At 71.7% G+C, this 14353-nt stretch carries 16 protein-coding genes; 10 read left to right on the top strand and 6 right to left on the bottom strand.

Annotation, left to right across the window (positions count from 1 at the left end):
- Positions 1–21: 21 nt before the first annotated feature.
- Positions 22–468, bottom strand: coding sequence for an Hsp20/alpha crystallin family protein (locus NAG42_RS36225; protein WP_250036654.1), 447 nt, complete (start codon positions 466–468; stop codon positions 22–24).
- Between the two features lie 127 nt (positions 469–595).
- Between NAG42_RS36225 and NAG42_RS36220 the strand changes: the two genes are divergently transcribed.
- The 6 genes from NAG42_RS36220 to NAG42_RS36195 all read left to right on the top strand — a co-directional run bounded on the left by NAG42_RS36220 (position 596) and on the right by NAG42_RS36195 (position 5395).
- The gene (locus tag NAG42_RS36220; RefSeq protein WP_250036652.1) at positions 596–1207 is read left to right on the top strand and encodes a hypothetical protein; all 612 of its coding nucleotides are present in this window, start codon (positions 596–598) and stop codon (positions 1205–1207) included.
- A 63-nt stretch (positions 1208–1270) separates the two neighbouring features.
- A complete protein-coding gene (locus NAG42_RS36215; RefSeq protein WP_250036650.1) occupies positions 1271–2479 on the top strand; it encodes a PP2C family protein-serine/threonine phosphatase in 1209 nt (402 codons plus the stop codon).
- A gap of 86 nt (positions 2480–2565) precedes the next feature.
- A complete protein-coding gene (locus tag NAG42_RS36210) occupies positions 2566–3390 on the top strand; it encodes a DUF4397 domain-containing protein (protein ID WP_250036648.1) in 825 nt (274 codons plus the stop codon).
- Complete coding sequence (locus tag NAG42_RS36205; RefSeq protein WP_250036646.1) at positions 3387–4082, top strand: class F sortase; 696 nt, start codon at positions 3387–3389, stop codon at positions 4080–4082. The genes NAG42_RS36210 and NAG42_RS36205 overlap by 4 nt, the downstream gene beginning before the upstream one ends.
- Before the next feature lie 39 nt (positions 4083–4121).
- Positions 4122–4505 (top strand): hypothetical protein, encoded by a 384-nt coding sequence (locus NAG42_RS36200; protein ID WP_250036645.1) that lies wholly within the window; start codon positions 4122–4124, stop codon positions 4503–4505.
- 38 nt (positions 4506–4543) lie between these two features.
- Positions 4544–5395, top strand: a complete 852-nt coding sequence (locus NAG42_RS36195; RefSeq protein ID WP_308201231.1) for a patatin-like phospholipase family protein — start codon at positions 4544–4546, stop codon at positions 5393–5395.
- 326 nt (positions 5396–5721) lie between these two features.
- On the opposite strand, the gene NAG42_RS36190 is transcribed toward NAG42_RS36195, so the two are convergent.
- On the bottom strand, positions 5722–6192 hold the full coding sequence (locus tag NAG42_RS36190) for an Hsp20/alpha crystallin family protein (RefSeq protein WP_250036643.1): 471 nt from the start codon (positions 6190–6192) through the stop codon (positions 5722–5724).
- 682 nt (positions 6193–6874) lie between these two features.
- Positions 6875–7747: an LLM class F420-dependent oxidoreductase gene (locus tag NAG42_RS36185; RefSeq protein ID WP_250036641.1), complete on the bottom strand. Its 873-nt coding sequence runs from the start codon at positions 7745–7747 to the stop codon at positions 6875–6877.
- Positions 7748–7842: 95 nt separating this feature from the next.
- Between NAG42_RS36185 and NAG42_RS36180 the strand changes: the two genes are divergently transcribed.
- The 4 genes from NAG42_RS36180 to NAG42_RS36165 all read left to right on the top strand — a co-directional run bounded on the left by NAG42_RS36180 (position 7843) and on the right by NAG42_RS36165 (position 12416).
- Positions 7843–8949, top strand: coding sequence for a DICT sensory domain-containing protein (locus NAG42_RS36180; protein WP_250036639.1), 1107 nt, complete (start codon positions 7843–7845; stop codon positions 8947–8949).
- 110 nt (positions 8950–9059) lie between these two features.
- Positions 9060–11099 (top strand): amidohydrolase family protein, encoded by a 2040-nt coding sequence (locus tag NAG42_RS36175; protein WP_250036638.1) that lies wholly within the window; start codon positions 9060–9062, stop codon positions 11097–11099.
- Between the two features lie 50 nt (positions 11100–11149).
- Positions 11150–11986 (top strand): MerR family transcriptional regulator, encoded by an 837-nt coding sequence (locus tag NAG42_RS36170; RefSeq protein WP_250036752.1) that lies wholly within the window; start codon positions 11150–11152, stop codon positions 11984–11986.
- Between the two features lie 64 nt (positions 11987–12050).
- On the top strand, positions 12051–12416 hold the full coding sequence (locus NAG42_RS36165; RefSeq protein ID WP_250036636.1) for a nuclear transport factor 2-like protein: 366 nt from the start codon (positions 12051–12053) through the stop codon (positions 12414–12416).
- 131 nt (positions 12417–12547) lie between these two features.
- On the opposite strand, the gene NAG42_RS36160 is transcribed toward NAG42_RS36165, so the two are convergent.
- The 3 genes from NAG42_RS36160 to NAG42_RS36150 are packed head-to-tail and all read right to left on the bottom strand — an operon-like array spanning position 12548 to position 14352.
- Complete coding sequence (locus tag NAG42_RS36160; RefSeq protein ID WP_250036635.1) at positions 12548–13306, bottom strand: SDR family oxidoreductase; 759 nt, start codon at positions 13304–13306, stop codon at positions 12548–12550.
- Positions 13303–14103: a 5-dehydro-4-deoxy-D-glucuronate isomerase gene (kduI, locus tag NAG42_RS36155; protein WP_250036633.1), complete on the bottom strand. Its 801-nt coding sequence runs from the start codon at positions 14101–14103 to the stop codon at positions 13303–13305. The genes NAG42_RS36160 and kduI overlap by 4 nt, the downstream gene beginning before the upstream one ends.
- 60 nt (positions 14104–14163) lie before the next feature.
- Positions 14164–14352, bottom strand: a complete 189-nt coding sequence (locus NAG42_RS36150; protein WP_250036631.1) for a tautomerase family protein — start codon at positions 14350–14352, stop codon at positions 14164–14166.
- Position 14353 lies beyond the last annotated feature (1 nt).

Below are 14353 nucleotides of genomic sequence, written 5' to 3'. Positions count from 1 at the left end.
CCGAGCCGGCGGACCGCCGGGTCAGCTCGTGATCACCTTCTGCTCACCGGTCCGGCCCGCCGTCACGGCGACCTTGCGGGGCTTGGCCTTCTCGGCGATCGGGATCCGCAGGACCAGGACCCCGTTCTCGTACGCGGCGTCGATGCGCTCGGTGTCCAGGGCGTCGCCGAGGAACAGCTGCCGGGAGAACGCGCCGAGCGGTCGCTCGGTCAGCTGCGTGACGGCCTGATCGCCCAGGTCGATGGGGCGGCGCTCGGCGCGCACGGTCAGCACGTTGCGTTCGACGTCGACGTCGATGCTGTCGGCGCTCACGCCGGGCAGGTCGAACGCGATCACGAACTCGTCGCCGTTGCGGATGGCATCGACCGGCATCGTCGTCGGACGAGTCCAGGTGCCGGTCGGCGTGGCCCCGAACAGCTGCTGGGCGAGTCGGTTGACCTCGGTGAAGGGTTCGCTGCGCATCAACATGGGTTTCACCTCCCGCGGTGTCGACTGGGTCGTCAATGCGCGATACGGTCTTTCTAACATGTCATCGCCGCGATGACAAGTGGATTGTCATCGCCGAGATGACGACAGGCGAAAGCGACGGGGAAAGATGACGGATACCACCCACGCGGATCGCGGCGATCTCGTCGCCGTCACGGCTGCCCTCGTCGCCACGGCCCAGACGGTGGAGGCGCAGACCGCCGGCGACCTGCTGGACTCCCTGGTTCTACTGCGCTGGGCCCAATCCGAGCTGGCCGCCGTCGAGCCGGTGCTGATCGCCGCCGCCCGGGCCGCCGGCGTCTCCTGGCAGAGCCTGGCCCCGGCGCTCGGGGTGGCCAGCCGGCAGGCCGCCGAGCGTCGTTACCTGCGCAGCACCTCCGCCGACCCGGAGCAACCCGACGCCACCCGCGACGCCCTCGTCCAGGCCGAACGTGATCGCCGGGCCGCGCACCGCGCCGTCGTCCGGTGGGCCAACGACAACACCGCCGACCTGAGGCGGCTGGCCGGGCAGGTCACCGCGCTCACCGACCTGGGTGAAGCGGCCGGCGAGAGCATCGGCCGGCTGCACGACGCCCTCGGCGACCCGGACGCCTCGGCGCTCCCCGGCTTGCTGGCCGACACCCACCGTCACCTGCCGGGGCATCCGGAGCTGGCCGCCCAGATCGACGCGGTCACCGAGCAGACGGCCCAGATCCGTCGGGCGGCCACGCCGGAACGGTAGCCGCGACGGCTCGATGTGATGTCGCCCGATCGAGCAGGGCGCCGCCGTCAGTATGGTGTCAGTGTGGGTCTCGGCAGCGCGATGCGTGACGACGAGCGGCTGCGCCGTCTCGAAGCGGTCACCGACGCCGCGCTGTCCCGGCTCGACGTCGTCGATCTGCTCGATGAGCTGCTGGAACGCGTCCGTGATCTGCTCGACGCCGACACCGCGGCGATCATGCTGCTCGATCCGCACGCCCGCCAGCTGATCCCCACCGCGGCCAAGGGGCTGGAGCAGGAGATCCGGCGGGGCATCCGGGTGCCGGTCGGGCGGGGTTTCTCCGGGCAGGTCGCGCAGGGCCGTGAGCCGGTCGTGCTCTCCGAGGTGACCGCGGCCGACGTGGTGAGCCCGGTCCTGATCGAGCAGGGCATCCGCTCGCTGCTCGGGGTGCCCATCTTCGCGGCCGGTGAGGTCGTCGGCGTGCTGCACGTCGGCAGTTGCCGGCCCCGGCGATTCAGTGCTGATGACGTACGCCTGATGCAGCTGGCCGCCGACCGGGCCGGCGTGGCCGGGCAGATCCGCTCCCGCAAGCTCGAGCAGAGCGCGGCTCTGGCGTTGCAGCGCAGCCTGCTTCCGTCGACGCTGCCCACGGTCGACGGTCTCGAGCTGGCCGCGCGTTACGTCCCGGGGCACGAGTTCGGCCTCGGCGGTGACTGGTACGACGTCTTCACCCTGCCGTCCGGCTGGCTCGGACTGGTGATCGGCGACGTCTCCGGGCACGGTCTGGCCTCGGCGGTGGTGATGGGCCGGGTCCGCAGCGCCCTGCGCGCCTACACGTTGCTGACCGATGACCCGGCCGAGGCGCTGACGCTGCTCGACCGCAAGGTGCGCCACTTCGAGGCAGGCAACATGACCACGGCGTTGTACGCGGTCATCTCGCCCGACCGGCAAACGGTCCGGCTGTCGTCCGCGGGCCACCTGCGTCCCGTGCTGGCGGTCCCCGGGCGGGCGACGGAGCTGGTCGACATGCCGGTCGACGTCCCGTTGGGCACCGGCTGCACCCGGGCCCGGCGGACGACGCTGATCGAGCTGCCGCCGCAGGCCGTGCTGCTCTGCTACACCGACGGCCTGGTCGAGCGCCGCGAGCGAGTCATCGACGTGGGCATCACCGCGCTGGTCGAGGTCGTGCGCCCCCAGCCGCCCGACGATGTCTGCACGACCGTCATGGCGCACCTGGGCAGTGACCAGCCGACCGACGACGTCGCCGTGCTGGCAGTCCGCCGCCGGGCGTGAACTTTTTCTCCTCGTGTGCATCCAGGCGGTGAGGTCGTGACGAAGGACAGGGCGTATCGCACTCACGACGATCATTCGGAGACCAGATGCGCATCCTGTCCCTTCGCCGCGCGGCTTCACTCGGCGCGGTAACTCTGATCGCCTTGGGCGGTGCGGCGGCGCTCGGTCCGTCGGCCGCCTTCGCCAAGGCGAACTCGCAGGTTTCGGTGGTGCACGGCATTCCCGGTCAGGCGGTCGACGTCTACGTCAACGGGAAGAAGACCATCCCGGACTTCCAGCCCGGTAAGGTCGCCGGGCCGCTGAGCCTGCCCGCCGGGCAGTACGACATCGTGCTGACCAAGCCCGGTGACGCCATCGGCAGCGCCCTGCTCAAGGTCGACAACGCCGAGGTGCCCGGCGACGCCAACATCAGCCTGGTCGCGCATCTCACCGCCGACGGCAAGCCCGCGCTGACCCCGTTCGTCAACGACACCAGCAAGCTGGCGGCCGGCAAGGCCCGGCTGATCGTGCGGCACGCCGCCGCCGCGCCCGCCGTGGACATCCGGGCCGGTGGCAAGCCGGTCTTCGAGGGCGTGACCAACGGCAAGGAGGGCAAGGCCGATGTGGACGCGGGCACCGTGTCCGCCGATGTCGTGCTGGCCGGCTCCGACACCCGGGTGCTCGGCCCGGCCGACCTCGACCTCAAGGAAGGCACCGCGACCATCGTGTACGCGGTCGGTTCGGCCGAGGACAAGACCCTCGACATCGTGTCGCAGACGATCGACGGCCTGCACTCGGCGCCGGGCGGCGTCCCCAGTGGTGACGGTGGCCGGGCCGACGGCAACGGCTCGCTGCCCTGGTACGGCGCCGCCGCGGCCGGCATCCTGCTGGCCCTGTTCGGCCTCACGCGGCTGGCGATCCGACGTCGATGAGCTCGCATCGCGGCACGCCCCGGACCCGTCCGGGGCGTGCCCTGCTCCTCGTGCTGCTCGGCGTCACCCTGGCCACTGTCGCCGGGGTCGCCGCCTGCCGGTCGGAGCCGGCTGACGACTTCGGTGCCCCGCGGGTCACCACGCTGGCCTCCTCGGCTCCGGCGGTTTCCTCGTCCAGATCGTCGGCTCCCGCGGTGCGCGTACCGGTCCAGGACGGTGCACTGCCGACCGACACCACTGTGGACGCGCCAGTCCGCCTGCGCATCCCCGCGCTGAAACTCGACGCGGCGGTCGACGCTGTCGGCATCGACGCGAAGACCGGTGACTTCGCGGTGCCGCCCAGTGTCGACCAGGTCGGCTGGTACCGGTACGGGCCGGGCTTCTCCGCCGGCGCCGGCTCGATCGTCGTCGCCGGGCATGTGGACAGCGCGGCCGAGGGTGACGGGGCATTCTTCAAGCTGGGCTCGCTCGAGGCCGGCGACTCGGTCACGCTGAGCGGTCCGGGCGGTCAGGATCGTACGTTCGAGGTGGTTGCCCGGGAGCGCTACCGCAAGACGGCCATCCCGCTGGAGAAGTACTTCGCCCGGGAAGGCGCGGCGCGCCTGACGTTGATCACCTGCGGTGGGCCGTTCGACCCGAAGACCCGGCACTACCGCGACAACGTGGTCGTCACGGCGGCGGCCCGCTCCTGACAAGCCGGCCTCTCGCAGGGCATCGGTACCCTTCCGGGCATGTCTCCCGAAGCGGCCGGCTTGTTCGCGCAGGTGCAGGCGGCGTTGCTCATCGCGATCGTGGTGGAGATGAGAGGCCCGGCGGGTGACCGGGTCCCGGGGCGGATGGCGTTCTGGAACCCGTTGGCGATTTTCGCCGTCTTCTTCGGCCTGGCGGTCGATCTGACGAGCGTGGCCGCCGACCAGGCACTGCCCGGCGTGATGGTCTTCGTCACCGCCGGCGCGACTGCCTTCGCCGCCTACATCCTGCTGACCAACGCTTTCCACCGCGCCATGGTGTTGTTCGGCCCGGAGGATTCGTCGCGCGGCGCTCTGCTGGTCGGTGCCTTCGCAGTCGGCATGGCCGCCTTCGCCGTATGGGCGTACGTGTTTCTGTATCTCTGACACCGGAGCTCTCGCCGATGGGGCGGTGAGGTGCTTGGATGCCACGCATGGGTATCGACGGCAGGGCGCTCGTGCTGGGCGGAGGCGGTGTCACCGGGGTGGCCTGGGAGATCGGGCTCCTGCACGGGCTGGCCGAGCACGGCGTCGATCTGACCGATGCCGGGCTGTTCGTCGGGACCTCGGCCGGTTCGTCAGTGGCCGCTCAGGTGCTCTCCGGCGTACCGCTCGAGGATCTTTTCGAGGCGCAGCTCGCGGGCGCCGGCACGGAGATCGCCGCGCGCATGGGCGTCCCTGATCTGCTGAAGTTCGTGGTGGCCGGTCTCTGGCCGGGCGACCCGGCGCGGGGCCGGGCCTGGCTCGGGCGTCAGGCCCTGCGGGCTCGCACCGTGCCCGAGGCGGACCGACGCGCCGTGATCGAGCGGCGCATCGGTGACCGCGCCTGGCCGGCGACGCGCCTGCTGATCACGGCGGTGGAGGCCGAGACCGGCAGAGACCGTGTTTTCGACGCGGCCAGTGGTGTGCCGCTGATCGATGCCGTCGCCGCCAGTTGCGCGGTGCCGCTGACCTGGCCGCCGGTGACGATCGGCGGAGTGCGATACATCGACGGCGGGATCCGGTCGATCGCCAACGCCGACCTGGCCGCCGGAAGCGAGCGGGTGGTGGTGCTGGCCCCGATGACGACGTCGGTGCGGCGCTCCGGTCGACCGGCTGCGCAGCTCGCCGCGCTCGGACCGCAGGTGCGCAGTGTGGTCGTGTCGCCGGACGCGGCCGCGCGGGCCGCCATCGGCCGCAATCCTCTGGACCCGGCCCGACGGCGCCCCGCCGCCGAAGCGGGCCGGACGCAAGCGGCAGCCGAGGCGGCTCGGCTGCGCGCCGTCTGGGCAGAGTGAGCGCCGGAAACACACCAAGCGTCACGGACACGGTGAACGCCGTGGGCGCAGCAAGCCCCCGCGGCACAGTGAATCGTGGAGCAGAGCTTCGCGCTGGTGCACTGATTCCGCCGCCTGCGCATCCGCTGGGAAATCCGCGACGACATCCACGAAGCCTGCTCAGACTCGGCTGCGCTCTGATCTGCCGCGCCGCTTCCACCCCTCAAGAGGTAGGACTTTCTCAGAGCTGTGGGCGCAGTGGAGGCTCGGTGGGCGCTGGGCGTCCGAAGTGAGCGTTGTGTTTTGGGGCGCCGCCCGGCCCAGGTGGGCCGGGCGGCGTGCGGCGGTCAGGTGGCTGAGATCGCGGACTGCTCGCCGGTCGAGCCCTCGACCACCGGGTGGCCGGCGCCGGTGTTGATCTCGATGCGGCGCGGCTTGGCCGCCTCGGCCACCGGGATGGTGAGGGTGAGTACGCCGTCCTGCCAGGTGGCGGTGATCCGGTCGGTGTCGAGACCGTCGGCCAGGGTCAGTCGGCGTTCGAAGGTGCCGGTGGCGCGCTCGCGGCGCACCCACTGCACGTCGTCGTCGGTGCGGGGTGAGCGCTCGGCCCGGATGGTGAGGACCCGGTTGTCGACGTCCACCTGCACGGAGCCGGGGTCGACGCCGGCCAGGTCGCAGTGCAGGACGAAGTGGTCGCCGGAGCGGTAGAGGTCCATCGGCATGGCCAGGGTGGTGCCGCCGGGAACGGTGTTACCGGCGCCCAGCAGCTGCCCGGCCAGGCGGTCGAACTCGCGGAAAGGATCGAAAGTCAGCACCACGGGGATCCACCTCCTCGAGAGGTCCGCCGGCCCGTCCGGCGGACACGTGGCGCTCGGCTGAAGACCAGCTTTGCCGAGGTCGCGGGGCGCTCCAGTGGTGGTTCATCACCGCGTGGAGCAGCAGCGACAGCTAATTTTTTAGCACTCGGACCGGGCGAGTGCAAGCGATTCGCCCCGGCGCGAGGTCGCGCCTCGCGCCGGGCCGGGAAGTCAGCTGCAGGCGCCGTAGCGGGCGTTGCGGGTGCTTGACGACGTCGGCCGGGACGCCTGGGCAGATGTCGCCGCTGCCGCTGCTGTGCACCGTCCACGAAGCTGAGGCGAACTTGAAGACGACGTACTGCTCGTCGGAGTCGGTGCGCTCGGGCGCCCTGGCGACCGCGTAGTTCCGACAGCAGACGATCTTGGTGAACCGGGAGTCCGGGGAGACCCCGTTGTCGTTCCGGGCCGGCACCGCGGATTGCAGCTCGGCCTCGGTGACCGGGCAGGCCGTCTTGGCCGTCCGGGTCGGGGCGGCGGGGGACCGGGTGACGGCCCCCGGTGGCCGCCGGGGTGACGGCCACGCTGGGCGCCGCGGTGGTGGGGGCCGCGCCGCCGACCCGCTCGACGTCGGCGTTGCAGCCGGTGAGCAGGACGGCGTCCTGGGCCACTTAGTTCTCGTGATCAGGTCACGGAAGCATGACGGTCATCCGGCCGGGATCAGGAGGGCGGCCAGGGCCCGGAACTCCTCGGACGGGAACGAGGAGGTGTCGCCGCCGTTCAGGACCTGGATCGCCACCTCGTCGGCGCCGGCCTGGTAGTGCTTCTCGATGCCGGCGGCCACCTGCTCGGCCGTACCCCAGGGAATGACGGCATCGACCAGGCGGTCACTGCCGCCGCCGGCGAGGTCCTCGTCGGTCCAGCCGAATCGTCGCAGGTTGTTGGTGTAGTTGGGCAGCGTCAGATATCCGGCGGTGTACTGCCGGGCCGTCGCCCGGGCGAGGGTGGCGTCCGGCTCGAGCACCACCGCGACCTCGGGGGCCAGCAGCCGGTCGGCTCCGATCGCCGCCCGGGCCTCGGCGGTGTGCTCGACGGTGGTGAAGTAGGGGTGGGCGCCGGCCGAACGGTCGCGCGAGAGTTCCAGCATGCGCGGGCCGAGGGCGGCCAGGACCCGCCGCTCGGGTGCGAGCCCGGCCGCGTCGAGGGCGTCGAGGTAGCCGACCATCTTCGAGTAGGGCTTGCGGTATTCGGTGCCGTCCCCCTCGACCAGTACGGCATGACTGGTGCCCAGGCCGAGCAGGAACCGCCCGGGGTGTGCCCGGTGCGCGTCCTCGGTGAACGCCGCCACCTCAGCCGGCGACGTGTGCCAGACGGAGGCGATCCCGGAGGCGACCCCGATCCGGCGGGTCCCGTCCAGGAGCTCACGGAAGCGGGACGGCAGGTGCTCCTCGAAGCCGGCCGAGAACCAGATCCGCGAGTATCCGAGCTCCTCCAGCTCGGTCGCGGCGCCGATGGCGGCCTGGGTGTCGTCGCTGCCGAGGAAGAAGGGTTGCCACACGCTGACGAGTCGTTGAGCCATACCCCGAACATTACGACTCCGGGCCGGCTGAACAATCTTGGTCGAGGTGATCTCGCCCGGATGCGGTGACGATGCGATGTCCCTAGGCTACTGCGGTGTCCGATGCTCCGGCCGCGCAGCGGCTGACCAAGAGAACGCTGGTAACCATCTCGCACGCGCTGGAACGGGCCGCGCTGGCGGCGGCCGAGGACGGACCGATGGTGGTTTTCGCCCTGTTCCAGCGGCTGCCCTATTTCGAGCGCGAACGCCGGGTCTACGAGCGGATCGCCGGCCGGGCCGCGGCGACGGTGGTCGGGCTGGTCGCGGCGCAGGCCCCGGACCTGCCGGCCGGCACGCACCCGGTGCTGCTGGACGAGAAGGAAGAGCTCGCTCGCGAGTGGACGGTGGTCGTTCTGACCCCGCGGTTCGGCGGGGTGCTGGTCGCCCGTGACCTCGAGGAGTTCGAGGCCGGCGCGGCGACCTTGGAGAGCGGGCGGGTCTTCGAGGGCCACTCCAGCTTCCGCCGCGACGATGCGCTGCACGAGGTGCTCCGGCTGCGGCATCTGCTGGCCGACCGGCTGACGCCGGCGGCCGTGTCCGCCGTCGACGCGGTGGTCGGCCGGGTGCGTGATCTGCCGTCGACGCCGGGTGAGAGCCGGGCCGACGCGGCCCTGCATCTGTTCGCCGACCGGGCTGAGCGCGACCACGCCCGGATCCGGGCGGAGGCCCACCGGCCCGGCCCGGCCGCGGACCAGGGCGACGCCGAAGACACTGATCTCACCGGCCGGTCGGGGGTGCGGCGGTGGACCGGGACGGCCGGTGTCACGGCTTCCGGTGTGCTGCCGGTGGCGGTGCTGGCGGTCCGGGTGACGCACGCGGCGGCCGGTCAGGACGGCCCGATCGGACGGACGGCCACGCGGCAGCAGCAGGCCGCGGTCGAGTTGCTGGCGGCCCGGCTGGGCCCGGCCGATCGGGCGACGAAGACCGGCCCGGACGATTTCCTGCTCTACCTGCCGGCGCTCAAGCACGAGGAGGCAGTGGCCTTCGCGTACGGTCTGGTCGCCGATTTCGAGGCGGCCGAGGCCCGCAGCGCTTTCCTGTCCGCGACGGTGACCGTGGCGCTGACTGTCACCCGCCGCCGGCCGCTGCCCGAGGAGCACCTGCGGAAGGCCGTGGACTGGGCGATCACCCAGAACGCCCCGGTGGTGACCATCGAGGGCTGACCCGGGGGCGTGTCGGCTCGCGTCTGAGAGAAAATTTCACATTTAGACATGCGTCGATGGTGTGACCTTTCCTACACTGCTCCTGGCGATGATCGAGCGAGGGAGTCCCCATGGCCAGGTTGCGCGGGTGGGTTGCCGGTTTGCTGGTGCTCGGGCTGGTCGGCGGGCTGCCCGCACCGGCCGTTGCGGCGCCGGCTTGGACTCCGGCCCAGGACCTGGAGGGTGCCTGCGTGACGCTGCAGGTGTTCGACGGATCCTCGTCCCGCGGGTACGTCCGGCGTGCCTCGGTCGGCTACGGCTTCACCGGCAGCGCGGCGAGCGCCGAGCCGTTCCGGTTCGAGGCCACCCAGCTCGGTCGCTATCTGCTGCGGGACACCACCGGCAAGCCGCCCTATCAGAGCACCCTCGGCTGGGTGTGGACCGGTGACTCGTACGGCGAGCGGGCCGACTGGACGGTGAGCGTGGCCGACGGCCGCTACCGCTTCGTGTCCACCGCGACCGGTCAGCAGATGGGCGTCTACCTCGGCGGGCTCGGGGCGGGCAACGCCGCCTCGACCGTCGCCCTGGCCCCGGCGAGCGGGTGCGCGGCCGTCCCGGACATCGCCACCGGCGTCAGCGGCACCCCGGCCCCCGGCGTGGACGCCAACGGCAAGCTGGTCGGCTGGATCGACGCGCACGCGCACATCACCGCGGCCGAGGCCTTCGGCGGCTCCCTGCACTGCGGAGACGCCTTCGCGCCCGGTGGCGCACCGGTCGCGCTCAAGGGCTGCCCGTCGCATGGCACCCTCGGCTGGGGCGCCCTGCTCGAAGCGATCATCGCCGGCACCGATCCGATCGACTCGGCCGAGGACGGCTGGCCGACCTTCGGCGACTGGCCGCAGCACGACACGATGCTGCACGAGGCCTCGTACTTCCGGAGCCTGGAACGGGCCTGGCAGTCCGGGCAGCGGGTGCTCAACGTGCTGCTGGTCGCGAACCGGGTGATCTGCGGGCTGACGCTGCAGCACACGTCGTGCGACGAGATGGACCAGATCCGGGCCCAGGCCACCTATCTGCGCCAGATGCAGGACTATGTGGACGCCCGCAGCGGCGGCCCCGGCAAGGGCTGGTTCCGGCTGGCCACCACTCCGGCCCAGGTACGCCAGATCGGCGCCCAGGGCAAGCTGGCCGTCACCATCGGCGTGGAGAACTCCGAGATCTTCGGCTGCCGCGAGATCGGCGACGTACCGCAGTGCACCCGGGCCCAGATCGACGCCGGTCTCGACGAGCTGGTGAGCCTGGGCGTCAGCGGCCTCTACCCGGTCCACAAGTTCGACAACGCGTTCGGCGGCACCCGGTTCGACGAAGGCGTCACCGGTGCCGCGGTCAACGTCGGCAACCTGATCTCCACCGGCCACTGGTGGCAGGCGACCTCCTGCACCGGGCCCTCGGACAACGAGCAGCCCCTGGTCAGTGACGACTTCGCCCGATTGCTGCAACTGGGAGTGGGCCTGCCCGCCGGGTCGATCCTGCCGGTCTATCCGAGTGGCAAGATCTGCAACGTACGGGGTCTGACCGATCTCGGCCGTTATCTGGTCGAGCGGATGATGGACCGCGGCATGATCATCCACCTCGACCACATGAGCGTGAAGGCGGCTTCGGCCGTGCTCGATCTGGCCGAGCAGGCCGCCTACCCCGGCGTCGCCTCGGTGCACAGCTGGTCCGACCCGGCCATGGTCAACCGGATCCTCGGGGTCGGCGGTTTTGTGGCCGGCTACGCGTTCTCGGCCACCGATGACGGGCAGGACACGGGCGCCTTCCTCGACGAGTGGCGGGTCAACAAGGGTCTGGCCAACGGCTCGAAGATCACCGGGTACGGGGTCGGCACCGACGTGAACGGGCTGGGCACCCAGGCCGCGCCGCGGTTGGACGCCGGCTCCCGGCCGCTCGTCTACCCGTTCACCGCGACCAACGGCACCCAGGTCGCCAAGCAGGTCTACGGCACCCGCACGTTCGACCTCAACACCGACGGCGTGGCCCAGTACGGGCTCTATGCGGACTGGATCACCGACCTGATCAACCAGGCCGGCCCGGACGCGCCGCTGCTGCGCCGGCAGCTGCTCGGAGGAGCCGAGGCGTACACCGCGATGTGGGAGAAGGCTCGCGCCTGACCCATTCTCGACCCTCCCCCGGCGGGAGGGTCGAGAATGGCGCGGTGACGATGCGGAAGGGCTTGACCATCGGCGAGTTCGCCACGGTGAGCCACCTGAGTGTGCGGACCCTGCGCCGGTACCACGAGGCGGGCCTGCTGGAGCCCGCGACCGTGGACCCGCACACCAGTTATCGCTACTACCGGCCCGACCAGATCGCGACGGCACAGGTCATCCACCGGCTGCGCGAGCTCGATGTGCCGCTGGCCGAGGTCAAGGCACTGCTCGCGACGGACGACCCGCAGGAGCGGGCCGGGCTCATCTCGGGACACCTGCGGCGGCTTGAAGCCGAGCTCGACCGGACCCGGGCCGCCGTCGGGTCGCTGCGCCGGCTGCTGCAGCCCGAGGCGGCGGCGCTCGAGGTCCAGCTTCGGTCCGTGCCGGCTCGCACCGTGGCCGCCATCCGGGACCGGGTACGGCGGGAGGACGCGCTGGTCTGGTTCGACGGGGCGATGACCGAGCTCGACGCGGCTTTCCCGCCCGCCGGACGCGACGGGCCGCCGGGCGGGCAGTACGCCAACGAGCTGTTCACCGAGGGCGCCGGTGCGATGACCGTCTTCCGGCCGGTCCGCCATCCGTCTGCCCGGGGGCGTATCGAGGTCGTCGAGCTGCCGCCGGTCGAGCTCGCCGTGACGGTTCACCCGGGGTCGCACGACGACATCGACGTGACGTACGGCCGTCTCGGCTCCTGGGTTGTCGCGCAGGCCCTGGGCGTGGACGGCCCGGTTCACGAGACCTACCTGGTCGGTCCCCGGGACACCGCGGACGCCGGACAGTGGCGCACCGAGCTGGGCTGGCCCGTCTTCCGCCTCGGTGGTGACCCTCGCCCCGGGGAGACCCGAAGTTGACCCTCGGCCCCGGGGAGACCCGCAGCCTTGACCCTCGCCCCGGGGGAGAGCCGATCCTCGGAGCATGACCAAGAATTCGAGCTCGGGCACCGGCCTCTCGTGGGCCGAGCTGCCCGCCACGATCACTGCCTACCTCCCGGCCCACCAGGCCCGCGACACGCAGACCGCGATCACCGCCTTCGCCACGGACGCGGTGGTGACCGACGAGGGCCGCACCCACCGGGGCCGCGACGAGATCCGGGCCTGGCTGGACACCGGGGCCAGTGAGTACACGTACACCACGGAATTCGTCGGCGCGACCCGGACCGGTGCGGCCCACTTCGATGTCGTCCAGCATCTGGAGGGCGATTTCCCGGGCGGCTCCGCCGATCTGCACTACCGGTTCGTCCTCGACGGCGCCACGATCGCCCAGCTGGTGATCGAGCCGTAGCGCGGGATGTCGCGAGGCCGCGTGCGGGCCGGCGGTCCGGGTCGCGAGGCCGCGCGCGGGCCGGCGGTCCGGGTCGCGAGGCCGCGTTGCGGGGCCGACGGCCCGATCGCCGGTGCCGCCTGGTCGAGCTGCTATCGGGCGAGCCAGCCCCCGTCGACCGCGAGCAGGTGGCCGTTGACGTAGTCGGCGGCGGGGGAGGCCAGGAAGACCACGGCCCCGGCGATGTCGTCGGGGCGGCCCCAACGGCCGGCCGGGATCCGCGCGGTGATCTCGGCCTCGCGCACCGGATCGGCGCGCAGGGCGGCCGTGTTGTCGGTGACCACGTAGCCCGGGGCGACCGCATTGACCTGGACGCCCTCGGCGGCCCACTCGGCGGCCAGCGCCTTGGTCAGCCCGGCCAGTCCGTGCTTGGCCGCGGTGTATCCGGGAACGCGCAGACCGCCCTGGAACGACAGCATCGACGCGACCGAGATGATTTTGCCGTGGCGCCGGGCCAGCATGCCGGCGCCGACGGTGCGGGTCAGCTGGAACACCGCGTCGAGGTTGACGCCGAGGACGTCGCGCCAGTCCTCGAAACAGTGGTCGGCGGCCGGGGCCCGCCGGATGATGCCGGCGTTGTTGACCAGGATGTCGATGGCGGGCAGCGTGGCCACGGCGCCGGGGATGGCCGCGGTGTCGGACAGGTCGAGGATCCACCGGGTGGACCCCCGGCCGGTCTCGCGGACCTCCCGTTCCACGTCGTCGAGGTCGTTGTGGTGGCCGTGCAGCACCACGTCGGCGCCGGCCCGGGCCAGGGCGACCGCGATCGCCCGGCCGATCCCGCCCCGCGAGCCGGTGACCAGCGCGGTGCGGCCGTGCAACGAGAACGGGGACTCGGCGGCCGCCGTCATCGCAGCTCGCCGATCGCCACCGGTTCGACATCCTCGTACGCCTGGTTCTCGCCGCCCATCGCCCAGACGAACGCATAACTGCGGGTGCCGAAGCCGCAGTGCACCGACCAGCGAGGCGAGATCACCGCCTGCTCGGGCGCCACGATGAGGTTTCGGGTCTGGTCGGGCCGGCCCATCAGGTGCACGACACGCTCGGATTCGGGCAGACCGAAGTAGAAGTAGACCTCGGTGCGGCGCTCGTGGGTGTGGCACGGCATGGTGTTCCACATGCTGCCCGGGGCGAGGACCGTGACGCCGAGGACGAGCTGGGCACTCTGCACACCCTTGGCGTGAATGTATTTGTAGATGGTGCGCTCGTTGGAGCCTTCCGGCGAGCCCAGCCGCACCGGCTCGGCGTCGTCGAGGGTCGCCTTGACGGTGGGATGACTCGCGTGGGCCGGCGTGGAGACCAGGTAGAACCGGCCGTCGAAGCTCACCCGGCGGGCGCCGCGCCCGATGTAGAGCACTTCCTGGGCGGCCAGGTCGAAGCGGGCGCCGTCGACGGTCACCGTGCCCGTCTGGCCGAGGTTGACGACCCCGAGCTCGCGGCGCTCGAGGAAGTAGGCGGAGCGCAGCTCGTCCGGGGCGGGAAGCTCGGTGACGCCGGCCGATCCACCGACCACCATGCGGTCCTCGTGGGAGTAGGTCAGCCGCACCTCGCCCGGGGCGAACAGGTCCTCCACCAGGAACCGTCGCCGCAGGTGCTCGGTGTCCATGCCGGTCAGCTGATCCGGGGCGGTCGCGTGTCGTGAATCCATGGGTTTCCCTTTGCTCGTGGCGATGCAGGCGGCGGCGCCCCCGGGGGCGCCGCCGCTCTCTCACAGGTTGTCGGACTCGAGGGTTCCGCCGTTGGCGACGTCCTCGCGCTCGATCTCGTCGAAGCGGATGCGCACCGACGGCCGGCGGGCCTTGAGGATGTCGACCGCCGCCGCGGTGACCGCCTCGGCGAATTCGCGCCGCTGGTCGAGGGTGCGGCCGGACAGCAGTTCCACGGTGATGTTGGGCATG

It is taken from the genome of Paractinoplanes maris (assembly GCF_023544465.1).
GTDB lineage: Bacteria > Actinomycetota > Actinomycetes > Mycobacteriales > Micromonosporaceae > Actinoplanes > Actinoplanes maris.
Note: the sequence above shows the minus strand (reverse complement) of the source record. Positions and strands in the feature narration are given on the sequence as shown.

What these genes read in the sequence shown, in the direction of transcription:
- NAG42_RS36220 (WP_250036652.1), top strand. Translation starts at nt 596, where the DNA reads ATGACGGATACCACCCACGCGGATCGCGGCGATCTCGTCGCCGTCACG.
- kduI (WP_250036633.1), bottom strand. Translation starts at nt 14,103, where the DNA reads ATGGATTCACGACACGCGACCGCCCCGGATCAGCTGACCGGCATGGAC.
- NAG42_RS36195 (WP_308201231.1), top strand. Translation starts at nt 4,544, where the DNA reads ATGCCACGCATGGGTATCGACGGCAGGGCGCTCGTGCTGGGCGGAGGC.
- NAG42_RS36200 (WP_250036645.1), top strand. Translation starts at nt 4,122, where the DNA reads ATGTCTCCCGAAGCGGCCGGCTTGTTCGCGCAGGTGCAGGCGGCGTTG.
- NAG42_RS36225 (WP_250036654.1), bottom strand. Translation starts at nt 468, where the DNA reads ATGTTGATGCGCAGCGAACCCTTCACCGAGGTCAACCGACTCGCCCAG.
- NAG42_RS36165 (WP_250036636.1), top strand. Translation starts at nt 12,051, where the DNA reads ATGACCAAGAATTCGAGCTCGGGCACCGGCCTCTCGTGGGCCGAGCTG.
- NAG42_RS36185 (WP_250036641.1), bottom strand. Translation starts at nt 7,747, where the DNA reads ATGGCTCAACGACTCGTCAGCGTGTGGCAACCCTTCTTCCTCGGCAGC.
- NAG42_RS36205 (WP_250036646.1), top strand. Translation starts at nt 3,387, where the DNA reads ATGAGCTCGCATCGCGGCACGCCCCGGACCCGTCCGGGGCGTGCCCTG.
- NAG42_RS36160 (WP_250036635.1), bottom strand. Translation starts at nt 13,306, where the DNA reads ATGACGGCGGCCGCCGAGTCCCCGTTCTCGTTGCACGGCCGCACCGCG.
- NAG42_RS36175 (WP_250036638.1), top strand. Translation starts at nt 9,060, where the DNA reads ATGGCCAGGTTGCGCGGGTGGGTTGCCGGTTTGCTGGTGCTCGGGCTG.
- NAG42_RS36170 (WP_250036752.1), top strand. Translation starts at nt 11,150, where the DNA reads ATGCGGAAGGGCTTGACCATCGGCGAGTTCGCCACGGTGAGCCACCTG.
- NAG42_RS36210 (WP_250036648.1), top strand. Translation starts at nt 2,566, where the DNA reads ATGCGCATCCTGTCCCTTCGCCGCGCGGCTTCACTCGGCGCGGTAACT.
- NAG42_RS36150 (WP_250036631.1), bottom strand. Translation starts at nt 14,352, where the DNA reads ATGCCCAACATCACCGTGGAACTGCTGTCCGGCCGCACCCTCGACCAG.